Origin of the sequence: Musicola paradisiaca NCPPB 2511 (assembly GCF_000400505.1) — a bacterium.
Taxonomy (GTDB): Bacteria; Pseudomonadota; Gammaproteobacteria; order Enterobacterales; family Enterobacteriaceae; genus Musicola; species Musicola paradisiaca.
Map to the genome: position 1 here is coordinate 1,713,947 of NZ_CM001857.1, position 20,868 is coordinate 1,734,814.

Consider the following 20,868-nt stretch of genomic DNA (forward strand, 5'->3'; position numbering starts at 1 on the left):
AATGAAGAAAATAGCATTACTGATGCTGGATTTTCTCAATGAGATTGTTCATCCCAACGGTGTATATGCACAGAAGGGATATTTCCAGCAAGCGAAGGAACATGATGTGGTGCCACATGCGGCCCGTGCCCTTGAAATCGCCCGGGCTAACCAGATCCCGGTCGTGCATGTTGTCGTTGGATTTTCTGAAAACTATATCGAATGTCCCGTGGGGTCTGAGGTGTTTGATATCGCACGACGAAATCATCTGCTGTGCTTCAATACGTGGTCAACCGACATCATCGCCGAGCTGGCGCCGCGTCCTGGCGAAAACATCGTTCGCAAACATCGGGTTGATCCATTCTATCAATCGAACCTTGAGTTAACGCTCCGATGTTTAGGGGTAGATACCTTGATCCTTGCCGGCATATCAACGGAGTTCGTTGTTCTGGCAACAGCGATGAGTGCCCATGATCGTGGTTTTAATGTCCTCGTGTTGAAGGATGCAGTATCCGCAATCAGTGAGAAAAAGCACCAGGCTGCTCTTGAAGTGATCAGCAGCATAGCAACGTTGATTACGACGGAAAAATTACCGGCGACAACGGAATCGGAAAAATTACAGGGGACAATAAAATGACGGATACAGTGACCACCCTGCGCGGTGTACGGCATCGCTGGAAGGTTTTGGGCATTGGGGTTGCTGCTAATGCATGTTTCTCCATGGTCGTGGGGGGGCTGCCCGCAACGGCGGTTTTTATGCGCACAGATTACCATATTACCAATGCTGAACTGGGGTTCGTGCTTGGGATGCTAGGCCTGGGGATTGCCATCAGCGAATTGCCCTGGGGGTTGATGACGGATCGATGGGGCGACCGGCCGGTTCTGCTTACCGGCTTGTTGAGCACCGGCGCCATGTTGTTGTTGATGGCCGCTTTTGCTGCCCCGCATAGCGGTTTTGTCCCTGCATATTGGCTGTTGATTGCCGGTGTGCTAGGCATTGGCTTACTGGGGAGTAGCGTTAATGGCTCCAGTGGCCGGGCAATTATGGCTTGGTTTCAAGAGGGGGAACGGGGTCTGGCAATGAGTATCCGTCAGACAGCAGTGCCGATGGGGTATGGCTTGGGCGCACTGTTGTTGCCTTGGCTGGCCGCCCGTTATGGCTTTGTCGTGTTATTTATTGTTTCTGCGATTCTATGCATTATTGCCGGCTACTATGCATGGCTCTGGTTGCACGAACCCGATATAGCCAGAGAAAAAAACATATGGCATCAGCGGCCGTTTCCATGACAGGTAAAGGACCGTTACACGATCCTGCTATCTGGAAGATAGTGCTGGCTATCGGTATTTTATGTGGGCCACAGTTTGCACTACTGACCTTTGGCTCTGTATTTCTGCATGATTTTGCTCATATTGACGTGAGCGTTGTTTCTGTCTGCCTGGCGACAATTCAGATTGGCGCTATGGTATCGCGTATCTGGAGTGGACGCTGGACGGATAAGAACAAAAACCGTAAAGCCTACCTTCGTGGTTGCACGCTTCTCAGCATACTGGCGTTCATTCTGTTGAGTGTGCTGGTTTGGTTGTGGCCAGCGTTGTCACCGACCCGGGAAACCGTTGTGCTGCTCGCGGGCCTGTTTATTTTTTCAGGAGTGGCGGTATCTGCCTGGCACGGTGTTGCATACACAGAACTTGCCTCTATGGCTGGTGCGAAGCGGGCGGGCACTGCCCTGGCCATGGGAAATACCAGTGTATTTGTTGTGATGTTTATCACTCCCGTTGCGATTCCCTGGCTACAAACTACCCTGAGCTGGAGCAGTGTTTGGTTAGCCTCGGCTCTGTGCGCTGTAATTGCCCTTATTTTCTTCCCTAAAGTGAAAACAACCGCACCGGAAGACAGGGTATGACAGTGCAACTGTTCTGGTGTTAAGTATCTCGTTGGCTGGAACGGGTATTACAAAAGCGCCTTGCTGGTGTAGCGTCGGCTGATGCGATGTTAATCAGGCATTAGCCAAACCTATACAGCAAGGCGTTTTATCATCAGGTGATTGAATGGGATAGAAAGATATTGAGAGCCCTAAAGGATGCGAATTAGCCACGTATCTATATTGAAATATAAGGATTGTCACCAGTTCGAAAAACGTAGTGGCCCCCAAACCTTTCTGGCTGGATTTTTTGCGGGTTATCCGCAGTAGGCGGTAGACTATATCCTGTTTTGAGGGAGGGCAGAATACGGCTTATCGACTGACCCAGTTTTCCACTCGTAGCCCAGGTACACGCTCAAATTCGCGTACATTGTTCGTTACCAGTATTAAACCTGCGAACCGCGCGTGACCGGCTAACATGGCATCATACGGGCCGATAGAGGTTCCTTGTTTTGCCAGTTCCGCACGAATTTGGCCGGTATGTACGGCAGCGTCAAAACCATAAGGTTGCACTTCCAAACGTGCAGAAAATCCTTCAATCACTGCCAGATTTTTTTCTGGGTTTACCGATTTCTCCGCGCCATATATCAGTTCCATCAGCGTGATAGCACTGATAGCAAACTGCCCGTAATGACGGTAGAAAGCGTCCCTGACTTCCTGCGGTTTGTTCTTGATGGTGTAAATACAGATATTGGTATCGAGCAGATATTTCAGCATCAGAAATCTTCCCTGATCTGATCATCGGGTTGCTCTCTGGTGATCATAAAGTCAGGTGTTACGCCATCCTCTTCGAACCAACTGTCCCAGCTTTCGCCTGCCGGAGTGATGATACGTGTGCGACCAATCGCGACGATATCAACCTGCTTCACATCATCGGGCAGTGCAACAGCTTTAGGGAGTCGTACCGCCTGGCTACGATTGCTTTTAAAGACTGTGGTTTTTTCCATGGTAGTCTCCTTGGAGAAATTTTGTGCTATCGATAGCATAGAATATTGATGGGATATGTCAATGGGATATACAAATGTGGCATGATTGGTTAATCACCTTGCCGCCAACATCCCCGGATAATGTTTGGCGATTATATTGTTCATCTGATCGATCAGGTCAGGACGCTTGAAGGTGAGATGCCCAGTACCTTATCTGAAGATAACGGACGCTAAAATACTCATCTTCGTATTCTTGCTGATGGGGATTATCGCGGATATGGTTCATCAGCCGGATGGTGATATCGCCTCGGTTGTCGGGAATCGGTTTGCCATCCAGCAGATACAGCATACGCGCTAGATCGGCCAGTTGATCGCGTCGCCAGCCCCAGTTCAGGGGCCTCTAATCGTCATTGAACAAGAAGATCGTCATTGAACAAGAAGAGCCCCCCAACATCGACTTGATTTCCGGTATGCTGGATTGACCTCGGTGGAGCTCAGCGACAGAAAATCCTAGTAGTATCAATGAATATTACGGGGTTTTGGTGAATTCGGTAGCGTTTGGGAGAACTTAAGATGGTACGCCCTACAGGGTTCGAACCTGTGACCTACGGCTTAGAAGGCCGTTGCTCTATCCAACTGAGCTAAGGGCGCATGCACAAATGTCGGTTGGAATACGACAGTGCGCTGGATTATACCGACCCTCCCCAGTGAGTCAACGAATTGAGACCGCTTTCACGTCAGTCGGGCAATCCCTGAGCAGTGGCGGTGGGGATGATTGCAATCGAAGGGAATACGTCCCGGCGAAAAAAGGGAGGCCCGTACTGTACGTGGTTAGTCCGGGCGTCCTGATGTTGTCAGATGCGGGTCTGGGTTTGAGCCATGTCGATATAAATTTCACGCAGCCGGCGGGTGATGGGCCCCGGCTTTCCATCGCCGATAATGCGGTCGTCGAGTTTCACCACCGGCAGCACGAAAGAGGTCGCCGACGTGATGAAGATTTCTCGCGCTTGATAGGCGTCTTCCGGTGTGAAAGGCCGTTCTTCTACAGAAATGTTGTCTTGTTGCGCCAGTGCAAGCAACGACTGACGGGTGATACCCGGCAGCAGGGCATGGCTCAGCGGGCGAGTGATAACCGTCTTATCGTCGGTGACGATATAACAGTTGCTTGATGTTCCTTCCGTGATAAACCCATTCTCCACCAGCAGTGCGTCATCGGCCTGTTGCGCATGCGCTAACTCTTTGGCCATGCAGGCGGCCAGCAGGCTAACGGTTTTAATATCGCGGCGTTGCCAGCGAATATCCGGGCTGGTGATGACCGTCAGGCCAATCTCAGCTTTTGGATGAGCAATAATCGGACGCGCCTGAGTAAAGAGCACCAACGTAGGTTTCACGTCGGTCGGTGGATAATGAAAATCGCGATCGCCGGCGTTGCCGCGGCTTAATTGCAGGTAAATAGAGCCTTCATGCAGCGCGTTTTTTTCTATCAGCGCCAGATGGATATTTTTCAGTGTATCGATTGTCACCGGCAATGTGAGTGAGAGTTCACGGCAGGAGCGTTGCAGGCGCGCCAGATGTGCATCCAGATCCACCAGTCCGCCGTTGATGACCGATGTCACCTCGTAAACGGCGTCGGCAAACAGAAAGCCGCGATCAAACACAGAGATAGTAGCCTGCGATTCGGGCAGGTACTGTCCATCCACATAAACCATGCGTTGCATGACAACACTCCTTAACTGAATATCGGGCAAAAACACCATGCCGGCGTCGAATTGATAGGGAAACGTTTAGGCATGAAGAAACCGGAAGCGGACGGACAGTTTGCCGAAACATACCGAAATAGTCTGGCTGGGCGGCTGCGCGTCGAGCAGCGCATAAAGATACTGGTTTCCATCGGAAGACGAAAGTGAGGTGTAACAGCTTGTCACAGGAAAGTGTCTCGACGGCGAAAAGAGAGGTATCGGCAATTGGAAATAATTACGGTTGGCATATCGACAGCACAACCGAACTCGGATAGGGTGAATTAAGGTTCGGATCCCGAACCTGGCGTCGCTCGGATGGTCCGGGCGCTCACGTTATTCTGAGGATGTTATGGCTGATTTTAACTCTCCACGTCGTTTTTCGCGTATCGATCGTCTTCCCCCTTACGTTTTTAATATCACCGCCGAACTGAAAATGGCTGCCCGCCGTCGTGGCGAAGATATTATCGATTTCAGCATGGGCAACCCCGATGGCCCGACGCCTCCGCACATTGTGGAAAAACTCTGTACGGTGGCGCAGCGGGAAGATACGCACGGTTATTCGACGTCCCGCGGTATTCCCCGTCTTCGTCGGGCGATTTCGCATTGGTATGCCGAGCGTTATCAGGTTGATATCGACCCGGAAAGCGAAGCGATTGTCACCATTGGTTCCAAAGAGGGGTTGGCGCATCTGATGCTGGCAACGTTGGATCATGGCGACACGGTTCTGGTGCCGAATCCCAGCTACCCTATTCACATTTATGGCGCGGTTATCGCCGGCGCGCAGGTGCGTTCTGTGCCGCTGGTTGAGGGGGTCGATTTCTTCAATGAGCTGGAGCGAGCCATCCGCGAGACGATTCCCAAGCCGAAAATGATGATTCTGGGATTCCCTTCCAACCCGACGGCGCAGTGCGTCGAACTGGATTTTTTTGAGCGGGTGGTGGCGCTGGCTAAACAGTATGGCGTTCTGGTGGTTCACGATCTGGCGTATGCGGATATCGTCTACGACGGCTGGAAAGCGCCTTCAATCATGCAGGTTCCTGGCGCCAAGGATATTGCAGTAGAGTTTTTCACGCTGTCCAAAAGTTACAACATGGCGGGATGGCGTATCGGTTTCATGGTTGGCAATCAAGAGCTGGTGAGCGCATTGGCCCGAATCAAAAGCTACCATGATTACGGTACGTTTACGCCATTGCAGGTGGCGGCGATTGCGGCATTGGAAGGCGATCAGCAGTGCGTGCGCGATATCGCCGAGCAGTACCGCCAGCGGCGTAATGTGCTGGTCAAGGGGTTGCATGAAGCCGGCTGGATGGTGGATGAGCCGAAAGCCTCCATGTACGTATGGGCGAAAATCCCTGAACAATATGCGCACCTGGGGTCGCTGGAATTTGCCAAACGGTTATTATCTGAGGCGAAGGTCTGTGTCTCTCCCGGGATCGGCTTTGGCGATTACGGCGATACGCATGTGCGTTTTGCTTTGATCGAGAATCAAGATCGGATCCGTCAGGCGGTCAGGGGCATCAAAGCGATGTTCCGGGCGGATGGGGTACTTCCCGGCGCGGCTAAAGCGGCACATAAACCAGAATAAGTACGATCAAGCGCGGATCATGTCATTGATGTCCGCTCCGGTTGCGCAGATGCTTAACCGACAAGTCATGAGTAACGTGTGAGCGCTTTGATATAACTATTTTTATGCATTGCAGGGTGAAGTTTTCTTACCGGAATTTCACCCTGTTGTTATTCACCCTATTGTTATTCATCCTGTTGTTATTCATCCTATTGTTGTAGGGTTGTCCGGTGTTGAGCGGGTGTATTAACTGCAGCACATTTTTCTGCTGACTTGATCACGCTGTCTCGTATCACGCCTTGTCGTGATAGACGGAGAGTGATTTGCTAATGCCCCTTAAGATGGAACTTCATTAATAAGACGAGTCGAGTCATGCGTTTATTCTCAATAAAAGCGGTGTTATTTGGCGTATGTTGTCTGGGTCTGGCTGGGTGTCAGGGGACGGCGTCCGAAAAAACGCCGTCAAAGCCATCGGCATCCCGGGCGGCTGCTGTGCCGGTTAACGAACAGATTAACCAATTGGCGTCGTTGGTCGCCGCCAGTAAATACCTGCGGATCCAGTGTGAACGCAGTGATTTGCCTGATGACGCGGCGATTTTGAAAACGGCGGTGAAAGTCGCGGGTCAGAAAGGATGGGATACCAGCCGCTATTCCACGTTGCCTCAGACCAGCGAAACGCTTTATCAAGGCCTATTGAAAGATGGTACGCCGAAAACCGCCCAGTGTTCCGCCTTTAACCGCTCAATGGCGCCCTTTATTGATGCGATGCGCAGCCGCTGATTGGCAAAAAACCGGCCGTCAGCATTGCACGGCCGGTATTATGACTACTGCGAATCGCCTTCGATCATATCCGAGTCTGGTTTCCCTCCGGGCCAGTCTTGCAAAGAGTCCAGAACGAACGGCTCGCCGTTGAAACTGAAAATCAACACATCCTGTTGAATCTGTTCAATAATTAATCCTTTATACGGCGTATCGCCTTCGTGATAAAGCGTGCCGTTGAGTGTTACGCTGCGTTTTGCCGGATCCGACGTGTAAACATGGGCGCTGAACGCGATAAAAGGCAATTCTCCAGGTTTGGCGGTTTGCCAGCCGATGACCGGTTTTTTATCCGGCGGCGGCACAGTTTCTGTTGCCACAGCCGGGGGGGTTGAAGGGGAGGCGGTTTGCTCTGCGGCGATATTGGGCTGTGCTTGCTCCTGAATCGGTGCCCGGACTGGCGACGCGGCAACGATAGCGGCTGCCGGCAGATTGGCTGTCGGGGGGCTGAATTCCGCCCAGCGCTGATGACCAAACCAGCCTAAAAAGAAAATCAGGCAGGCATAGACAACCAATAGAGAACCTGGAATTCGATAGCCTGAAGACGTTTCGCTCTGGGCTGGGGCTTTGACTTCCGATGTATTATTCACGTTGACCTCAAAACGTTGGCTCACCCAGTTTACCCGGAGGAGCGGCATCCATGACCTGAACCTGCTATTTTTCAGAAAACAGGGCCCTGCTGGCAGTCATTCATCTTATTTATGTGACCAGCCCGCCATTTCGGCAAGATTTCCCGTATCTGAAAATCAGGGCAAATAAAATTTTGAGCCTGGTCGCAAAAAAAATAGCGGGATATGTTTTAATGAAACGGTGTTTTAGTCTTGTGGTATCGCTGTTTCTGTTTGCGTGAATTGTACCCTTGATCGGGAATTCAGGGTGTTTCCACGGCGCATTAAGATGCGTGAATACGATGTCTGGATGCGCCGGAGGCAAAGGAGCTTGGGAGTCTTGCCATGCTGAATTATCCCGTGTAGCCATCGGGGAAAGCGACAAAAAGTCATTGGAATTGCTCATTTTTGATGCCGACGGTTTGTTTGTCGGGATAGCCGTCTATTAAATACGCATACAAACGTGACGGAGTCTATTTGAGTTCTGTTTTTTATCAAGATTATCTTTACGTGAATAAATATAACTCTTTCGGTCGGATAACGAGAACAGGATTGTTTAATAAGTGTTATAACCCGTTCGGGTTTTGTAATGTGTTTCGCATATCCTGAATATCAGATAATAGAGAGATAGCGCGATTGAGTGAATTGAATTAAATATAACCAGGAACCTGTTGAAGGTGAAAGATAGCTGCGGGATGCAGAATACATTGTAGTGAAACATGATGAAATGATTGATAAATCAAGCCATGTTTTATAAGGAAATAACCAGAAAAAATGATATCTGTCCAAAGGATTGCCACGGTTTTTTTGTTTTATGCTTGCGAAAGCGTTGATCAGATTGATTTTTTCTGGGGTAGGCATTGAAAGCCCGGTTTGCCGTCAACGGGGCGTTTTATTATCCTCAAATGCTGCTCCGGTGCCTTGCAGGATAAGTTCCAGTGCCTTGTTGGATAAATAACATCCATGGCTGATTAGGGAATGAATAATTTCATGATGAGAATGCTGATCGCAGATTCTGTTGCCATATCATGATTGGTGAAATATCAAATATGATTCGTCTGGCGACGCGATTGCGTAAAACGCATGTTGTTCTTTCCGGGGCTGAATGGCATGTTACTCTCCCTGGAAAGGAATTCTGTATTACCCCGGTTCGCATCCCGCAATGCGGATGGGCTAATCGGCGAACACATAGGGACAATGTTTGCAGATGAAAATCTCACAATTGCCACCGTTATCACCGCCTGTCGTCAGACGGGTTTTGTTGGGGTTAGTGCTGTTGCTTATTTGTCAGCAACTGGCAATGCTGTTCTGGCGCGCCGGATTCCCGGACAACGCGCCAGCTCCCAACTCACAGGTCATGCCGGCGCAGGCGCGGCAACAGCCCGTCCGGCTGAGCGATTTCACGTTGTTCGGCATTTCTGCGGAAAAAACGCAGCCTGGCGCGCTGGATACTGCGCAAATGACCAATCTGCCGCTTTCTTCTCTCAAACTCATGCTGACGGGCGTCATGGTCAGCACGAACGAATCATCCCGCTCGATAGCGATTATCAGCAAGGACAATCAACAGTTTAGCCGGGGAATCAACGAGGATGTCCCAGGCTATAACGCCCGCATTGTTTCTATTCGTCCGGATAGGGTCATTCTGCAATATCAAGGGCGTTATGAAGCACTTGAACTGTATGTGTCGGACGGCGGCGACAGCGATGCGTCGATCCCCATGTCGCAGGTCAAAGAGCAACTGCAGCAACGAGCCTCCACCAATATGAGCGATTTCGTTTCCTTCTCGCCGATCATGAATGGCGACCGGTTGCAAGGGTATCGCTTGAATCCGGGGCCGCAGAGTGATGCCTTCTACCGCGTGGGGTTGCAGGATAACGATCTCGCCGTGGGGATGAATGGGTTGGATTTACGCGATCAGGATCAGGCCAAGAAAGCCATGGAGCGGATGGCTGACGTACATAATTTTACCCTGACCGTGGAGCGAGACGGCCAACGGCAGGATATCTATCTGGAACTTGGGGGAGACGAGTAACGTGCTGGGCAAAGGGATAATGAAACGTTGGGGTTGGCTGGGATTAACCGCTCTCCTGATAAGTTCGACATACAGTTGGTCGGCTGAGTTTTCAGCCAGTTTCAAGGGCACTGACATCCAGGAGTTCATCAATACCGTCAGTAAGAATCTGAATAAAACCGTGATTATCGATCCGACCGTGCGCGGAACCATCACCGTGCGCAGCTACGATATGATGAACGAGGAACAATATTACCAGTTTTTCCTTAGCGTGCTGGATGTCTACGGGTTTTCCGTGGTGCCGATGGATAACGGCGTGCTGAAAGTCATCCGTTCCAAAGACGCCAAATCCTCCTCCATTCCCGTCGCCAACGATGAACAACCGGGGGTCGGCGATGAGCTGGTAACAAGGGTTGTGCCGTTGAATAACGTGGCGGCCCGCGATCTCGCGCCGTTGCTGCGCCAACTCAACGATAATGCCGGCGCCGGTAGCGTGGTGCATTATGAACCCTCCAATGTCCTGTTGATGACCGGCCGTGCCGCGGTGGTGAAGCGTTTGATGGAAATCGTCAGCACGGTGGATAAAACCGGCGATCGCAACGTCGTTACTATCCCGCTGACGTATGCCTCTGCGGACGACGTTGCCAAACTGGTCAACGATCTGAACAAAACGGATGAAAAAAATGCATTGCCCAGCACCATGGTGGCCAACGTGGTGGCCGACAGCCGTACCAACTCGGTAGTGGTCAGTGGTGAAGATAATGCGCGTCAGCGCGTAGTGGAAATGATCCATCAGCTCGACCGCAAGCAGGTGGTGCAGGGCGGTACCAAGGTGATTTACCTCAAATATGCCAAAGCGCTGGATCTGATCGAAGTGCTGGCGGGTAACGGAACCAGTGGCAACCGTAATTCATCGTCAACCAACAATCGTTCCTCGTCGACCCGATCGGGCAGCAGCTCCAGCAATAGCAGTTCCAGTAGCTCCAGCAGTTCCAGCAATTCGTCATCTTCTTCCAACGCCGGTAATGGGGCGTACTCCTCGTCCGGTTCCGGCATGGGGTTTGGTTCCACGTTCGGTTCCAGCAGCAGTTCCGGCGGTCGCACCATTATTATTCAGGGCAAAGAAGTGATCATGCGGGCGCATGATCAGACCAACTCTCTGATTATCACTGCACCACCCGATATCATGCGTGACCTGGAACAGGTCATTAACCAACTGGATATTCGCCGTCCTCAGGTGTTGGTTGAGGCGATTATCGCCGAAGTCCAGGATGCAGATGGCCTCAATCTGGGGATTCAGTGGGCTAACAAACGCGCGGGGATGACGCAATACACCAACACGGGAATGCCGATTTCCACCGCGATTGTTGGGGTCGACCAATACCGGGATGACGGTACGCTGACCAGTAATTTCTCCAGTGCGCTCGGTAGTTTCAACGGCATTGCCGCTGGTTTCTATCACGGTAATTGGTCGATGTTGCTGACGGCGTTGTCCAGCAATAGCAAAAACGATGTACTGGCGACCCCGAGCATTGTGACGATAGACAATATGGAAGCCACCTTCAATGTGGGTCAGGAGGTTCCAGTATTGACCGGATCCCAGACGACCTCGGCGGATAACATCTACAGTACGGTGGAACGTAAGACCGTCGGCATCAAGCTGAAAGTAAAACCACAGATCAATGAAGGTGATTCCGTATTGCTGCAAATAGAGCAAGAGGTTTCCAGCGTGGCGGATTCTTCCAGCAGTACCAGCAGCGATCTTGGCGCTACGTTTAATACCCGTACCGTCAATAATGCGGTTATGGTGACGAATGGTGAAACCGTGGTCGTCGGTGGATTGCTGAACAAATCTACGGTCGAAACGGACAGCAAGGTGCCTTTACTGGGTGACATTCCGGTGTTGGGCAATCTGTTCCGTTCGAAGAGCCTCACCGTATCCAAACGCAACCTGATGCTGTTCCTGCGTCCAACGATCATCCGCGACCGTCAGCAATATCAGGCTACATCGATCAACCAGTACAAAGCGTTCGACAGCGAACAGGATCTGCAGCGCAGCAACAAGGTTTTGGATAGCAATACGTTGCGTCTGCCATCTGGAGGCAATACCTATACCTTCCGTCAGGTGCAGTCGGCGATTGGCTCGTTCTACTCGGAGGGGCGATGAGCGAACAGCCCATCACCATGCCAGAACTGCGGCCGATATTGCCGTTTGCTTTCGCCCGTGCCCAGCAGGTTCTGCTGTTGCAGGAGGACGGCAGCGACACGGCTGAGGCGATCTGCGCACCACAAGCGTCCGCCGCCGCGTTGCTGGAAGCGCGCAGAGTTGCCGGTCGGCCCTTGACGATTAGCCGTGTCAGCCCGGAAGAGTTCGAGCGGCAACTGGTTATGCGTTATCAGCGGGATTCAGAAGAGGCCCGCCGTCTGATGGAAGACATCGGTAACGACATTGATTTCTATACGCTGGCAGAAGAATTGCCCGACAGCGACGACCTACTGGACGCCGAAGACGATGCGCCGATTATCCGCTTGATCAACGCCATGCTGACGGAGGCCATCAAACACAAAGCTTCGGATATCCATATCGAAACCTTTGAACGTCATTTGCTGATCCGCTTTCGGATTGATGGCGTCCTCCGCGAGATATTGCGCCCGCAGCGGCAATTGGCGTCGCTGCTGGTTTCGCGCATCAAAGTGATGGCGAAATTGGACATTGCGGAAAAGCGTATTCCCCAGGATGGCCGCATGGCGCTGCGGATCGGCGGCCGAGCCATTGACGTGCGCGTTTCTACCTTGCCTTCCAACTACGGCGAACGTGTCGTGTTACGTCTGTTGGATAAAAATAGCGTTCGGCTTGACCTGGAGTTGTTGGGGATGGTGGAGCGCAACCGCCAGTTGCTCGACACGCTGATACATCGTCCGCACGGCATTATTCTGGTCACTGGGCCGACCGGCTCGGGGAAGAGTACCACGCTGTATGCGGCGTTGAGCCGTCTGGATTCGGCTGAACGCAATATCATGACGGTGGAGGATCCCATCGAATATGAACTGGACGGCATCGGTCAAACCCAGGTCAACCCGAAAGTAGATATGACGTTTGCGCGTGGGCTGCGCGCTATTCTGCGCCAGGATCCGGACGTCGTACTGGTGGGGGAGATCCGCGACGGCGAGACCGCACAAATCGCGGTGCAGGCATCATTGACCGGGCATCTGGTGTTGTCCACGTTGCATACTAATAGTGCGCTGGGGGCGCTTTCCCGGTTGCAGGACATGGGTATCGAGCCGTTTTTGTTGTCCACCTCATTGCTGGGGGTCTTGGCCCAGCGGTTGGTGCGCACGCTGTGCCCCGAATGTCGAGAGCCTTATACCATTACGGATGAGCAACAACAGCAAACGGGGTTGCCCGCCGACACTCAGCTTTATCGGCCCGGTGGGTGCGATAAATGCGGCCATAGCGGCTATCGCGGTCGAACCGGTATCCATGAATTGTTACTGATTGACGACTCTGTGCGCGCCGCAATTCACCGCGGCGACGGCGAACTGGCTATCGCCGAAATGCTTGGCGGCAACAGGGCGACCATTCGTCAGGATGGGTTGGATAAGGTACTGGCCGGGATCACCACCTGGGAAGAGGTGGTCAGGGTAACTAAAGAGGAATGACATGGCGCTGTTCCAGTATCAGGCATTGAATGCACAAGGGAAAAAGTGCCAGGGCATGCAGGAGGCGGATTCCGCGCGCCTTGCCCGTCAATTGCTGAGGGAAAAAGGGCTGATGCCGGTCAACGTCGAGGAACAGCGCGGCGAAGCGGCGCTGCGTGGCAACGGGTCATTCTCGTTACGTCGGGCTCACCGAATCAGCGCCAGCGATTTGGCATTGTTGACTCGGCAGTTGGCGACGCTGGTTGCAGCGGCGCTGCCGCTGGAAGAGGCGCTGGATGCCGTGGCCAGACAGAGTGAAAAACCCAGGCTGCGGGCGCTGATGGCGGCGGTGCGGGCTAAGGTGGTGGAAGGTCACTCGCTGGCGGAGGCGATGGGAAATTTCCCCAACAGCTTCGAACGCCTGTATTGCGCGATGGTAGCGGCCGGCGAAGCGTCGGGCCATCTGGATGCTGTGCTGAATCGTCTGGCGGACTATACCGAACAACGCCAGCAGATGCGCAGCCGCATTCAACAGGCCATGATTTATCCCTGTGTCCTGACGCTGGTGGCGGTGGCCGTCGTCAGTATTCTGCTCTCCGCCGTGGTGCCGAAAGTCGTCGAGCAGTTCATCCATATGAAGCAAGCATTGCCGTTATCGACCCGTCTGCTGATGAGCGTCAGCGATGCGGTGCGGACGTTTGGTCCCTGGGCGCTGCTGGCGTTGGTTTTGACTATCATGGGCGCGCGCGTGCTGTTAAGGGAAGAAAAGCGCCGGATTGTGTTTCATCGCCGTCTGTTATTTCTCCCGGTGGTCGGCCGCATCGCACGCGGGCTGAATACCGCCCGTTATGCCCGAACCCTCAGTATTCTTAATTCCAGCGCCGTCCCTCTGCTGCAAGCCATGCGCATCAGCGGCGACGTGCTGACCAACGACTATGCCCGTTTCCGTTTGGGGCAGGCGACCGACGCCGTGCGGGAAGGGGTTAGCCTCAATAAAGCGCTGGAGCAGACCGCGCTGTTTCCCCCGATGATGCGGCACATGATTGCCAGCGGCGAACGCAGCGGCGAGCTTGACGACATGCTATCCCGCGCCGCGGATAACCAGGATCGCGAGTTCAGTGCCCAGATGACATTGGCGCTCGGGCTGTTTGAGCCGCTGCTGGTGGTGAGCATGGCGGGCATCGTGCTGTTTATCGTACTGGCCATTCTTCAGCCGATTTTGCAACTGAATACCCTGATGAGCATGTAGCAAAGATTCACACATTGATGAGGTAGGAAAAAAGATGGAACAGCGTCAGCGAGGTTTTACCCTGTTGGAGATCATGGTAGTCATCGTCATCCTTGGCGTGCTGGCGAGCCTGGTTGTCCCCAACCTGATGGGAAACAAGGAAAAAGCCGACAGGCAAAAGGCCATCAGCGATATTGTGGCGCTGGAAAGCGCGCTGGACATGTACAAGCTGGATAACAGCCGTTACCCCACCACGGAACAGGGCTTAGGCGCGTTGGTGAAGAAACCGACCACGCCGCCGGAGCCGCGTAACTATCCTCAGGATGGTTATATTCGCCGTTTGCCGCAGGATCCGTGGGGCGCTGATTACCAACTGGTGAGCCCTGGTCGTCACGGCAAGGTGGATGTTTTCTCTTATGGCCCAGACGGTATGCCGGATACTGACGACGATATCGGTAACTGGAATGTCGGTAATGCCGGCCAGAACGGCGGTAGCGGGAGCAAATAGTGCGGCAACGGGGATTCACGCTGCTGGAAATCATGCTGGTGGTGTTGCTGGCCGGCGTGGCCGCCACGTTGATCATGATGGCGATCCCGACGCCGAAACGGCAGGACAGCGGCTGGCAGATCGCCCGTTTTCAGGCGCAACTGCAGTATGCGGTGGAGGAGAGTCAGATGAATGACCAAATTTTGGGCATTTATGTCCAACCTCACCGCTGGCAATACGCGCTGCTACAACGTCAGGTGGTTGAGAACTCGCCGGAAGACCGGCAGCAGTTACGTTACCAGTGGCAACCCTGGCTGCCTTATCGACTGTCTCAGCCCAACGAACTGCCCGCCAGCTTTGAGATGGAGCTGACGGTACAGGCCGGTGCGGCGGGTGATGGCGCGGGTTTTTCGCCGGGGAACGGCGACCCCAACATTCTGATTTTGCCCGGCGGTGAGGTGACGCCGTTCCGCTTGACGTTGCGTAACGGTAGCAGCACCGCCTGGCTACAGGTGGATACCAACGGTTTTCTAACAATGTCGCCGGACGCGAGGCAGTGATTGAGCATGAAGCAACGGGGGATGACGCTGCTGGAAGTGATGGTCGCGCTGGTGATTTTCGCGCTGGCTGGGCTGACGGTGCTGAGAACCACGGCGCAGCAGTCGTCCATGCTGAGCCGTCTGGAAGAGAAAACCTTTGCCGTCTGGATAGCGGAAAACCAGTTGGCGGTGCTGCGGTTGGAAAAGCGTCAGCCGGAAACCTTCTGGCTCGAGGGCGAAACCCGGTTTGCCGGGACGATATGGTACTGGCGGATGCTGGGAGCGGATGCGGGTGTCGACAAGGTGCGATCGGTTGATGTCGAGGTGAGGCATGAAAAGGATAACGGCGCGGCGGATGCCGTGTTGCGCAGCTATGTGATTCGGCAGGATCCGCCGAGGGAACCCCAACCGTGATACGTACCCAGGAACAAGGCTTTACTCTGCTGGAAATGATGCTGGCGCTGGCGGTGTTTGCCGCGCTGAGCGTGGCGGCCTCGCAGGTGCTGAATGGCGTCATCAAGAATGACGAAGCGTCGGCGCGCAAAGAGGCGCGTCTGGCGGAGTTGCAGCGGGCGTTTTCGTTGATCGAACGCGACTTCTCGCAGATTGTGCCTCGTCGTAGCCAGGGGTATGCGTTGGGGTTTTTCGCTGAGCGTTATCAACTGGGGAGTAATGACTGGGCGGTGAGTTTTGTCCGTTCCGGTTGGTTGAATCCGCTGGGGATTTTGCCCCGCTCCGAACTGCAGCGGGTAGGATATCGGGTGCGGGACGGCCAGCTGGAGCGGTTGTTCTATGATTCGCCGGAACCGGCTACGTCGCAGGAGGCCGCTATACGGCCGCTATTGACCCAGGTCGATGGTTTTACCTTGCACTTTTTCGGCCGCTCGGGGTGGCAGGATCGTTGGGGTGACGCGAAGGAGCTGCCGGATGGCATCGCGGTAGTCGTCACCTTGAGAGATTACGGCGAGATTACCCGGGTGTTTTTGCTGACGCACCGGTTTGACGAAAAACGTGACCGACTGAGTGATAAAAAGGGCAACGGACAGGAGAAGGAGAGCGGCGAGCAGAGCGACGACAGCACGGAAAAGAACACGTCGCCAGAGAGTAATGAGGGTAGCTCATGAACCGTCGTCAGCGGGGGATGGCGTTACTGATCGTGATGTTGATGCTGGCGCTGATGGTTACTGTGGCCGCATCCATTGCTGAACGCAGCGGCAGGGCATGGCAGCGGACGGATCACTTGCTGAGCCGTACCCAGGCTAAATGGTATGCCCTGGGCGCGGAGGCATTGATTGCCGGCGTATTGGAGCGCGACGGCGCAGAATCGCCGGAGCATACGTTCATTGGGCAATCCTGGTCGCAAGTCGATCATCAGGTGATGGAGGATGGCTCGGAAATCCGGGGGCAAGTGGAAGATGGGCAGGCGTGTTTGAACCTGAACGCGCTGAATCCGATAAAGAAAAAGCCGGCCTCCGGCACCACCACCAGCAGCACCGAAACCAGTTCGGAAAGCAATGCGGCTCAGAGCAGCAACGGCGGAACGGAGCAGACGCCTTACGCTGCACAGGTGTTGCGGCAGTTGATCATCATGTTAGGCGAGGATCCGGCGCGAGCTGATCGGGTGACTGACTCGGTTCGTGATTGGCTCGATGAGGATAACGAGCCGCGGGAGCAGGGTGCGGAGGCCGACAGTTATCCGACCTTCCTGCCAGGGAACCAGCCAATGACCGACGTAACGGAACTCAGAGCGGTAATGGGGATGGATGCGTCGCTGTACCGCCGACTGTTGCCCTATGTGTGTGTACTGCCGGTGGATAAGCTGGTTATCAATGTCAACAGCCTGACGCCTGATCGTGCGTTGCTGCTTTCCGCGATGTTTATGGGGCAGCTCAGTCCGGATAGCGCGGAAAAGATCCTACAACAAAGGCCGCGGCAGGGGTGGGATAAAATCAATGATTTCATGAGTATGTCGCAGATGCCGGAAGAGGGTAAATCCGGGGCGAATAAATCACTGGCGCTCAAAAGCGAATGGTTTTTCGCCGACATTCAGGTACGGGTTGATGATAGCGAGTTCTATCAGCGCAGCCTGTTTCATCGGGGCAAACAGATCAACGTAATACAACGGCAGTACGGGGGATATAGGACGGTGAACCCATGAACAGAACCGAAAACATCGGCGGAAAGTACCGGCTGATTGCCCGTTTTTCCGGGAGCGAAACCGATGAAGCGGAGTGGCAGTTCTGGTCTGTCGGCCGTCAGCACTGCGTGGTTCAGGGCAGCGGCACGGTGGAGCAGCTTCAGTCTGTGTTGGCGGACTATCCCACGCAATCGGTGCGGGTTTTAGTGCCTGCAACCGACATCACCTTCCACGTACTGGCGCTGCCGCGTCATTCCAGGCGCCAGTTGCTGCAGGCAATCCCCTTTATGCTGGAAGAACAGTTAGCTGCCGATATCGAGCAGTTGCATTTCGCGGTTGTGGAATGGCAAGGCGATAAGGCGACAGTGGCGGTAATGCGGCGTACCTGCCTGGCGCGCTGGCTAAAGCAGACGGAGGCGCTGGGCGTGCCGATTGAGGCCGTGGTGCCCGATGTAATGGTGCTGCCTCGCCAGGAGAGTGCTTGGAGCGCGCTCAATCATCATGATGTGTGGCTGTTCCGGCTGGATAGCGGGATGGGGATGGCGGCGGAGCAAAGCTGGTATCAGGCGCTGCTGGAGACATTTCAGCCGATGCCGGCGGTGCGTTGCTACAGCCCGGTGCCGGCCGTCGCGTTAACCTGGCAACCGATGCCGGAGACGGATCTGCTGACGCTGGCCGCCGGCGCCGTTCTGCCTGCCGGCATGGATTTACGTCAGGGCGACTATGCGCCGGTCAAACCCTGGAGGCAGGCGCTGGCGCCCTGGCGTAGCGTCCTGATCGCGCTGGCGGCCTATGTACTGTTATTGCTGGGCGAGTCAGTGTGGATGCACGTCCAACTGTACCGTCAGGCACAGTATTGGCGCCAGGAAAGCGTGCGCGTCTATCGCCAGCTTTTTCCCGATGAGAAGCAGGTGATCAACCCACGCGCCCAGATGCAGCGACATTTGCAGGATGCGCAATCCGGCAACAGCGGCTTTGCACTGACGGAGCAGATGAATCGGTTGCAGCAACTGGTGGCGCAAAATGAAGGAATCGCCTTGCAGTCGCTGTCCTATGATCGCGGACGGGACGAAATGCGGCTCAGCGTGCGTGCGACATCTTTTGCCCAGATGGAACAGTTTCGTCAACAGGCGCAAGCGTATTTCCAAATCCCGCCGGGTGAGATGAAGCAGGAAAAAGACCACGTCGAAGGTCAACTGATCTTAAGGAGCCCGCAATGAATGAGTTACGGCGCCGTTGGCAACTCATGAGCGTCCGCGAACGCGGAATGATGGGATTATGCGGCGCGTTTATGGCGTTGTGTCTGTTCTATTACCTGTGCTGGGCGCCCTGGCGGGATCTGGCGCGGCAGTGGCAGACCGCCATCGACCGGGAACGGCAAACGGTGCGTTGGATGCAACAGCAGGCACCTAAGCTGCCGCCGCCCGGAGGTATCCGCCGCCAGATAGTGGGGCGCGACGCCAGTCTGACGGTATTAATCCCGCAGAGTGCCACCCAGTTCGGCATTACGGTGCTGAGGATGCAGCCGCAGGATAATCAGATTTCGGTGACGCTGGCGCGCAGCAACTTCAATGCGTTGCTGCACTGGCTGGCGGAGCTGGAGCAGAAGAACGGCATTATCACGCAAGGGCTGGATGTGGCGGCGGTGCCGAATGCGCCCGGTCAGGTGGAAGTGACTCGGTTGTCGCTGGAGCGACGTCCCTGATGCGTTCAACGGCGCTTTTTTCGCCGATGGATATCGTCGGCGCTCGGTATCGTGATCATTCCCAGGGGAAATGGTGATGGATGTCAGTCAGTATGCGGTCGCGTTTCCCTTCGGATGGCGGGCGGCGTTGTTGGTGTTGGGGCTGATTGTCGGCAGCTTTCTCAATGTAGTGATCTACCGTTTGCCCATTATGTTGGATCGCCGTTGGCAGCGAGAGGCGCGCTTTCATCTCGGCCTGCCGATGGGCAAGCCGGAGGCCCGGTACGATCTAGGCTGGCCGCCGTCCTCCTGCCCGCACTGTCACCGCCGACTGCGGCTGCGCGACAATGTCCCGGTGTTGAGCTGGCTGCTGTTGCGGGGACGGGCTCATTGTTGCGGCAATGCCATCGACTGGCGTTATCCGCTGGTAGAGGCGGCGACTGGCTTGCTGTTCCTGCTGGCGGGCATGGTGTGGCCGCCGGGGCTGGCCCTGTTCGGCGCGCTGTTACTGTTGTGCATGCTGACGGTTGCGGCGCTAATCGATGCGCGCACCCAGCTTTTGCCGGATGTCGTCACGCTACCGTTGCTTTGGTGCGGGTTGCTGTTCAATCTGGTGGATACGTTTGTTCCATTGGACGAGGCGGTCATCGGCGCAGTGGCGGGGTATTTGTCGTTGTGGTTAGTGTATTGGGGGTTCCGGTTGTTAAGCGGCCGCGAGGCGCTGGGGTATGGCGATTTCAAATTGCTGGCGGCGCTGGGAGCTTGGTTAGGGTGGCAGTCGTTGCCGAATCTGGTGTTGATTGCCTCGCTGACCGGGTTGCTGTTGACGTTGTGCTGGCGCAGCATACGGCGCGTCAACCTGCAACAACCGCTGGCGTTTGGCCCCTGGCTGGCGGTAGGCGGCGGCGTTGTTCTGTTTATCCATGCGCTGGCCGGGTTCGGGTACTGATGTGGATCTGCCCGGCAGGGGGCTTTAACCCTGAACCGGTGGAGAATAGGCAGAACGATACCCTGCGGCGCGGTGCTTTTGCATGCCGGGACGGGGCTCAACTATCGGCTGAGTTGGCCACGATGGCCGTATCTGTGTGGCGTCGGCGGCGCTGACCAAAATGAAAACAGGCTGCCGGATGAACCGTCAGCCTGTTGTGTGTTCGTTTTTTGTGTATATCGATGATGATGATTGCCGGAATTGTGTCGATGCTTCAGCGCCGCCTGGAATAGCCGTCAGGGCTTATTCCACCATCATAAAAAACGTGCCTACCCACAAAAACAGAATGAATGAAACACCCATAAATAAGTACTTCACTGTTCTCTCTCCCGTTATTGTCACGCCTGCAATGATTCCGATTGTGCGTTTCACTGTTCAGGATCATTCTGCAACGTTGCAGATTGTCCCACTGTCATTGCCGGGAGCATGGCGGCCAATGACGGAATCGGCGCTAAATCTACGCCTGGTCACGGGGTAATTCAATAGGCGTTCCTCGAAATCGACGGCGCTCGGCGTAAAACAGTAGCGGCTAAGGTTTCGTGCCGGTTTGAGTCTATTTCCTGACTGATATCGGCTGTTTCGTCATCAGAAATCACTGTCA

At 54.5% G+C, this 20,868-nt stretch carries 22 protein-coding genes, 1 tRNA gene and 1 pseudogene; 18 read left to right on the forward strand and 6 right to left on the reverse strand.

Annotation, left to right across the window (positions count from 1 at the left end; translation table 11 throughout):
* Position 1 precedes the first annotated feature (1 nt).
* Genes DPA2511_RS21285 through DPA2511_RS23665 form a run of 3 tightly spaced genes read left to right on the forward strand, consistent with a single transcriptional unit; the run spans position 2 to position 1,883 of the window.
* Complete coding sequence (locus DPA2511_RS21285; RefSeq protein WP_012765077.1) at positions 2-616, forward strand: cysteine hydrolase family protein; 615 nt, start codon at positions 2-4, stop codon at positions 614-616.
* Positions 613-1,266, forward strand: a complete 654-nt coding sequence (locus tag DPA2511_RS23660; RefSeq protein ID WP_196805852.1) for an MFS transporter — start codon at positions 613-615, stop codon at positions 1,264-1,266. The genes DPA2511_RS21285 and DPA2511_RS23660 overlap by 4 nt, the downstream gene beginning before the upstream one ends.
* Complete coding sequence (locus DPA2511_RS23665) at positions 1,242-1,883, forward strand: MFS transporter (RefSeq protein WP_196805853.1); 642 nt, start codon at positions 1,242-1,244, stop codon at positions 1,881-1,883. Before DPA2511_RS23660 ends, DPA2511_RS23665 begins: the two co-directional genes overlap by 25 nt.
* 330 nt (positions 1,884-2,213) lie before the next feature.
* Here DPA2511_RS23665 and vapC read toward each other — a convergent pair whose 3' ends face one another.
* The 5 genes and pseudogenes from vapC to DPA2511_RS07540 all read right to left on the reverse strand — a co-directional run bounded on the left by vapC (position 2,214) and on the right by DPA2511_RS07540 (position 4,545).
* Entirely contained in the window at positions 2,214-2,618 is a 405-nt protein-coding gene (gene vapC, locus DPA2511_RS07520; RefSeq protein WP_012765079.1) for a type II toxin-antitoxin system tRNA(fMet)-specific endonuclease VapC, read from the reverse strand.
* Entirely contained in the window at positions 2,618-2,848 is a 231-nt protein-coding gene (vapB, locus tag DPA2511_RS07525; RefSeq protein ID WP_012765080.1) for a type II toxin-antitoxin system VapB family antitoxin, read from the reverse strand. The genes vapC and vapB overlap by 1 nt, the downstream gene beginning before the upstream one ends.
* A gap of 93 nt (positions 2,849-2,941) precedes the next feature.
* A pseudogene (locus DPA2511_RS22730) lies at positions 2,942-3,221 on the reverse strand (DUF4942 domain-containing protein); the annotation flags it as partial.
* 180 nt (positions 3,222-3,401) lie between these two features.
* Positions 3,402-3,478, reverse strand: a tRNA-Arg gene (locus tag DPA2511_RS07535).
* A gap of 203 nt (positions 3,479-3,681) precedes the next feature.
* Positions 3,682-4,545, reverse strand: coding sequence for a D-amino-acid transaminase (locus DPA2511_RS07540; RefSeq protein ID WP_012765082.1), 864 nt, complete (start codon positions 4,543-4,545; stop codon positions 3,682-3,684).
* A gap of 370 nt (positions 4,546-4,915) precedes the next feature.
* On the opposite strand from DPA2511_RS07540, the gene alaC reads away from it, so the two are divergent.
* Together alaC and outS are read left to right on the forward strand one after the other, a co-directional pair.
* Positions 4,916-6,151, forward strand: a complete 1,236-nt coding sequence (alaC, locus tag DPA2511_RS07545) for an alanine transaminase (protein WP_012765083.1) — start codon at positions 4,916-4,918, stop codon at positions 6,149-6,151.
* Between the two features lie 351 nt (positions 6,152-6,502).
* Positions 6,503-6,910: a GspS family T2SS pilot lipoprotein variant OutS gene (gene outS, locus DPA2511_RS07550; RefSeq protein WP_012765084.1), complete on the forward strand. Its 408-nt coding sequence runs from the start codon at positions 6,503-6,505 to the stop codon at positions 6,908-6,910.
* 44 nt (positions 6,911-6,954) lie between these two features.
* On the opposite strand, the gene gspB is transcribed toward outS, so the two are convergent.
* Positions 6,955-7,560, reverse strand: coding sequence for a type II secretion system assembly factor GspB (gene gspB / locus DPA2511_RS07555; RefSeq protein ID WP_026595148.1), 606 nt, complete (start codon positions 7,558-7,560; stop codon positions 6,955-6,957).
* A 1,201-nt stretch (positions 7,561-8,761) separates the two neighbouring features.
* Between gspB and gspC the strand changes: the two genes are divergently transcribed.
* The 13 genes from gspC (at position 8,762) to DPA2511_RS24330 (ending at position 20,745) form a co-directional block, all read left to right on the forward strand.
* On the forward strand, positions 8,762-9,586 hold the full coding sequence (gene gspC / locus DPA2511_RS07560; protein ID WP_012765086.1) for a type II secretion system protein GspC: 825 nt from the start codon (positions 8,762-8,764) through the stop codon (positions 9,584-9,586).
* Between the two features lie 19 nt (positions 9,587-9,605).
* The gene (gene gspD, locus DPA2511_RS07565; protein WP_026595149.1) at positions 9,606-11,732 is read left to right on the forward strand and encodes a type II secretion system secretin GspD; all 2,127 of its coding nucleotides are present in this window, start codon (positions 9,606-9,608) and stop codon (positions 11,730-11,732) included.
* Positions 11,729-13,225: a type II secretion system ATPase GspE gene (gene gspE / locus DPA2511_RS07570; protein WP_012765088.1), complete on the forward strand. Its 1,497-nt coding sequence runs from the start codon at positions 11,729-11,731 to the stop codon at positions 13,223-13,225. The genes gspD and gspE overlap by 4 nt, the downstream gene beginning before the upstream one ends.
* A gap of 55 nt (positions 13,226-13,280) precedes the next feature.
* A complete protein-coding gene (gene gspF / locus DPA2511_RS07575) occupies positions 13,281-14,453 on the forward strand; it encodes a type II secretion system inner membrane protein GspF (RefSeq protein ID WP_404821624.1) in 1,173 nt (390 codons plus the stop codon).
* Positions 14,454-14,487: 34 nt separating this feature from the next.
* Positions 14,488-14,940 carry a type II secretion system major pseudopilin GspG gene (gene gspG / locus DPA2511_RS07580; protein WP_012765090.1) on the forward strand — a complete coding sequence of 151 codons (453 nt, stop codon included), beginning with the start codon at positions 14,488-14,490 and terminating at the stop codon, positions 14,938-14,940.
* On the forward strand, positions 14,940-15,479 hold the full coding sequence (gene gspH / locus DPA2511_RS07585) for a type II secretion system minor pseudopilin GspH (protein WP_012765091.1): 540 nt from the start codon (positions 14,940-14,942) through the stop codon (positions 15,477-15,479). Before gspG ends, gspH begins: the two co-directional genes overlap by 1 nt.
* Before the next feature lie 6 nt (positions 15,480-15,485).
* Entirely contained in the window at positions 15,486-15,872 is a 387-nt protein-coding gene (gene gspI / locus DPA2511_RS07590; protein WP_012765092.1) for a type II secretion system minor pseudopilin GspI, read from the forward strand.
* Entirely contained in the window at positions 15,869-16,582 is a 714-nt protein-coding gene (gene gspJ, locus DPA2511_RS07595; protein WP_012765093.1) for a type II secretion system minor pseudopilin GspJ, read from the forward strand. Before gspI ends, gspJ begins: the two co-directional genes overlap by 4 nt.
* Positions 16,579-17,616, forward strand: a complete 1,038-nt coding sequence (gene gspK / locus DPA2511_RS07600) for a type II secretion system minor pseudopilin GspK (protein WP_012765094.1) — start codon at positions 16,579-16,581, stop codon at positions 17,614-17,616. Before gspJ ends, gspK begins: the two co-directional genes overlap by 4 nt.
* Positions 17,613-18,815 carry a type II secretion system protein GspL gene (gene gspL, locus DPA2511_RS07605; protein WP_012765095.1) on the forward strand — a complete coding sequence of 401 codons (1,203 nt, stop codon included), beginning with the start codon at positions 17,613-17,615 and terminating at the stop codon, positions 18,813-18,815. The genes gspK and gspL overlap by 4 nt, the downstream gene beginning before the upstream one ends.
* A complete protein-coding gene (gspM, locus tag DPA2511_RS07610; protein ID WP_012765096.1) occupies positions 18,812-19,300 on the forward strand; it encodes a type II secretion system protein GspM in 489 nt (162 codons plus the stop codon). Before gspL ends, gspM begins: the two co-directional genes overlap by 4 nt.
* Before the next feature lie 76 nt (positions 19,301-19,376).
* Positions 19,377-20,228, forward strand: coding sequence for a prepilin peptidase (locus DPA2511_RS07615; protein ID WP_012765097.1), 852 nt, complete (start codon positions 19,377-19,379; stop codon positions 20,226-20,228).
* A gap of 178 nt (positions 20,229-20,406) precedes the next feature.
* A complete protein-coding gene (locus DPA2511_RS24330) occupies positions 20,407-20,745 on the forward strand; it encodes a hypothetical protein (RefSeq protein ID WP_264175901.1) in 339 nt (112 codons plus the stop codon).
* Positions 20,746-20,868: the final 123 nt, after the last annotated feature.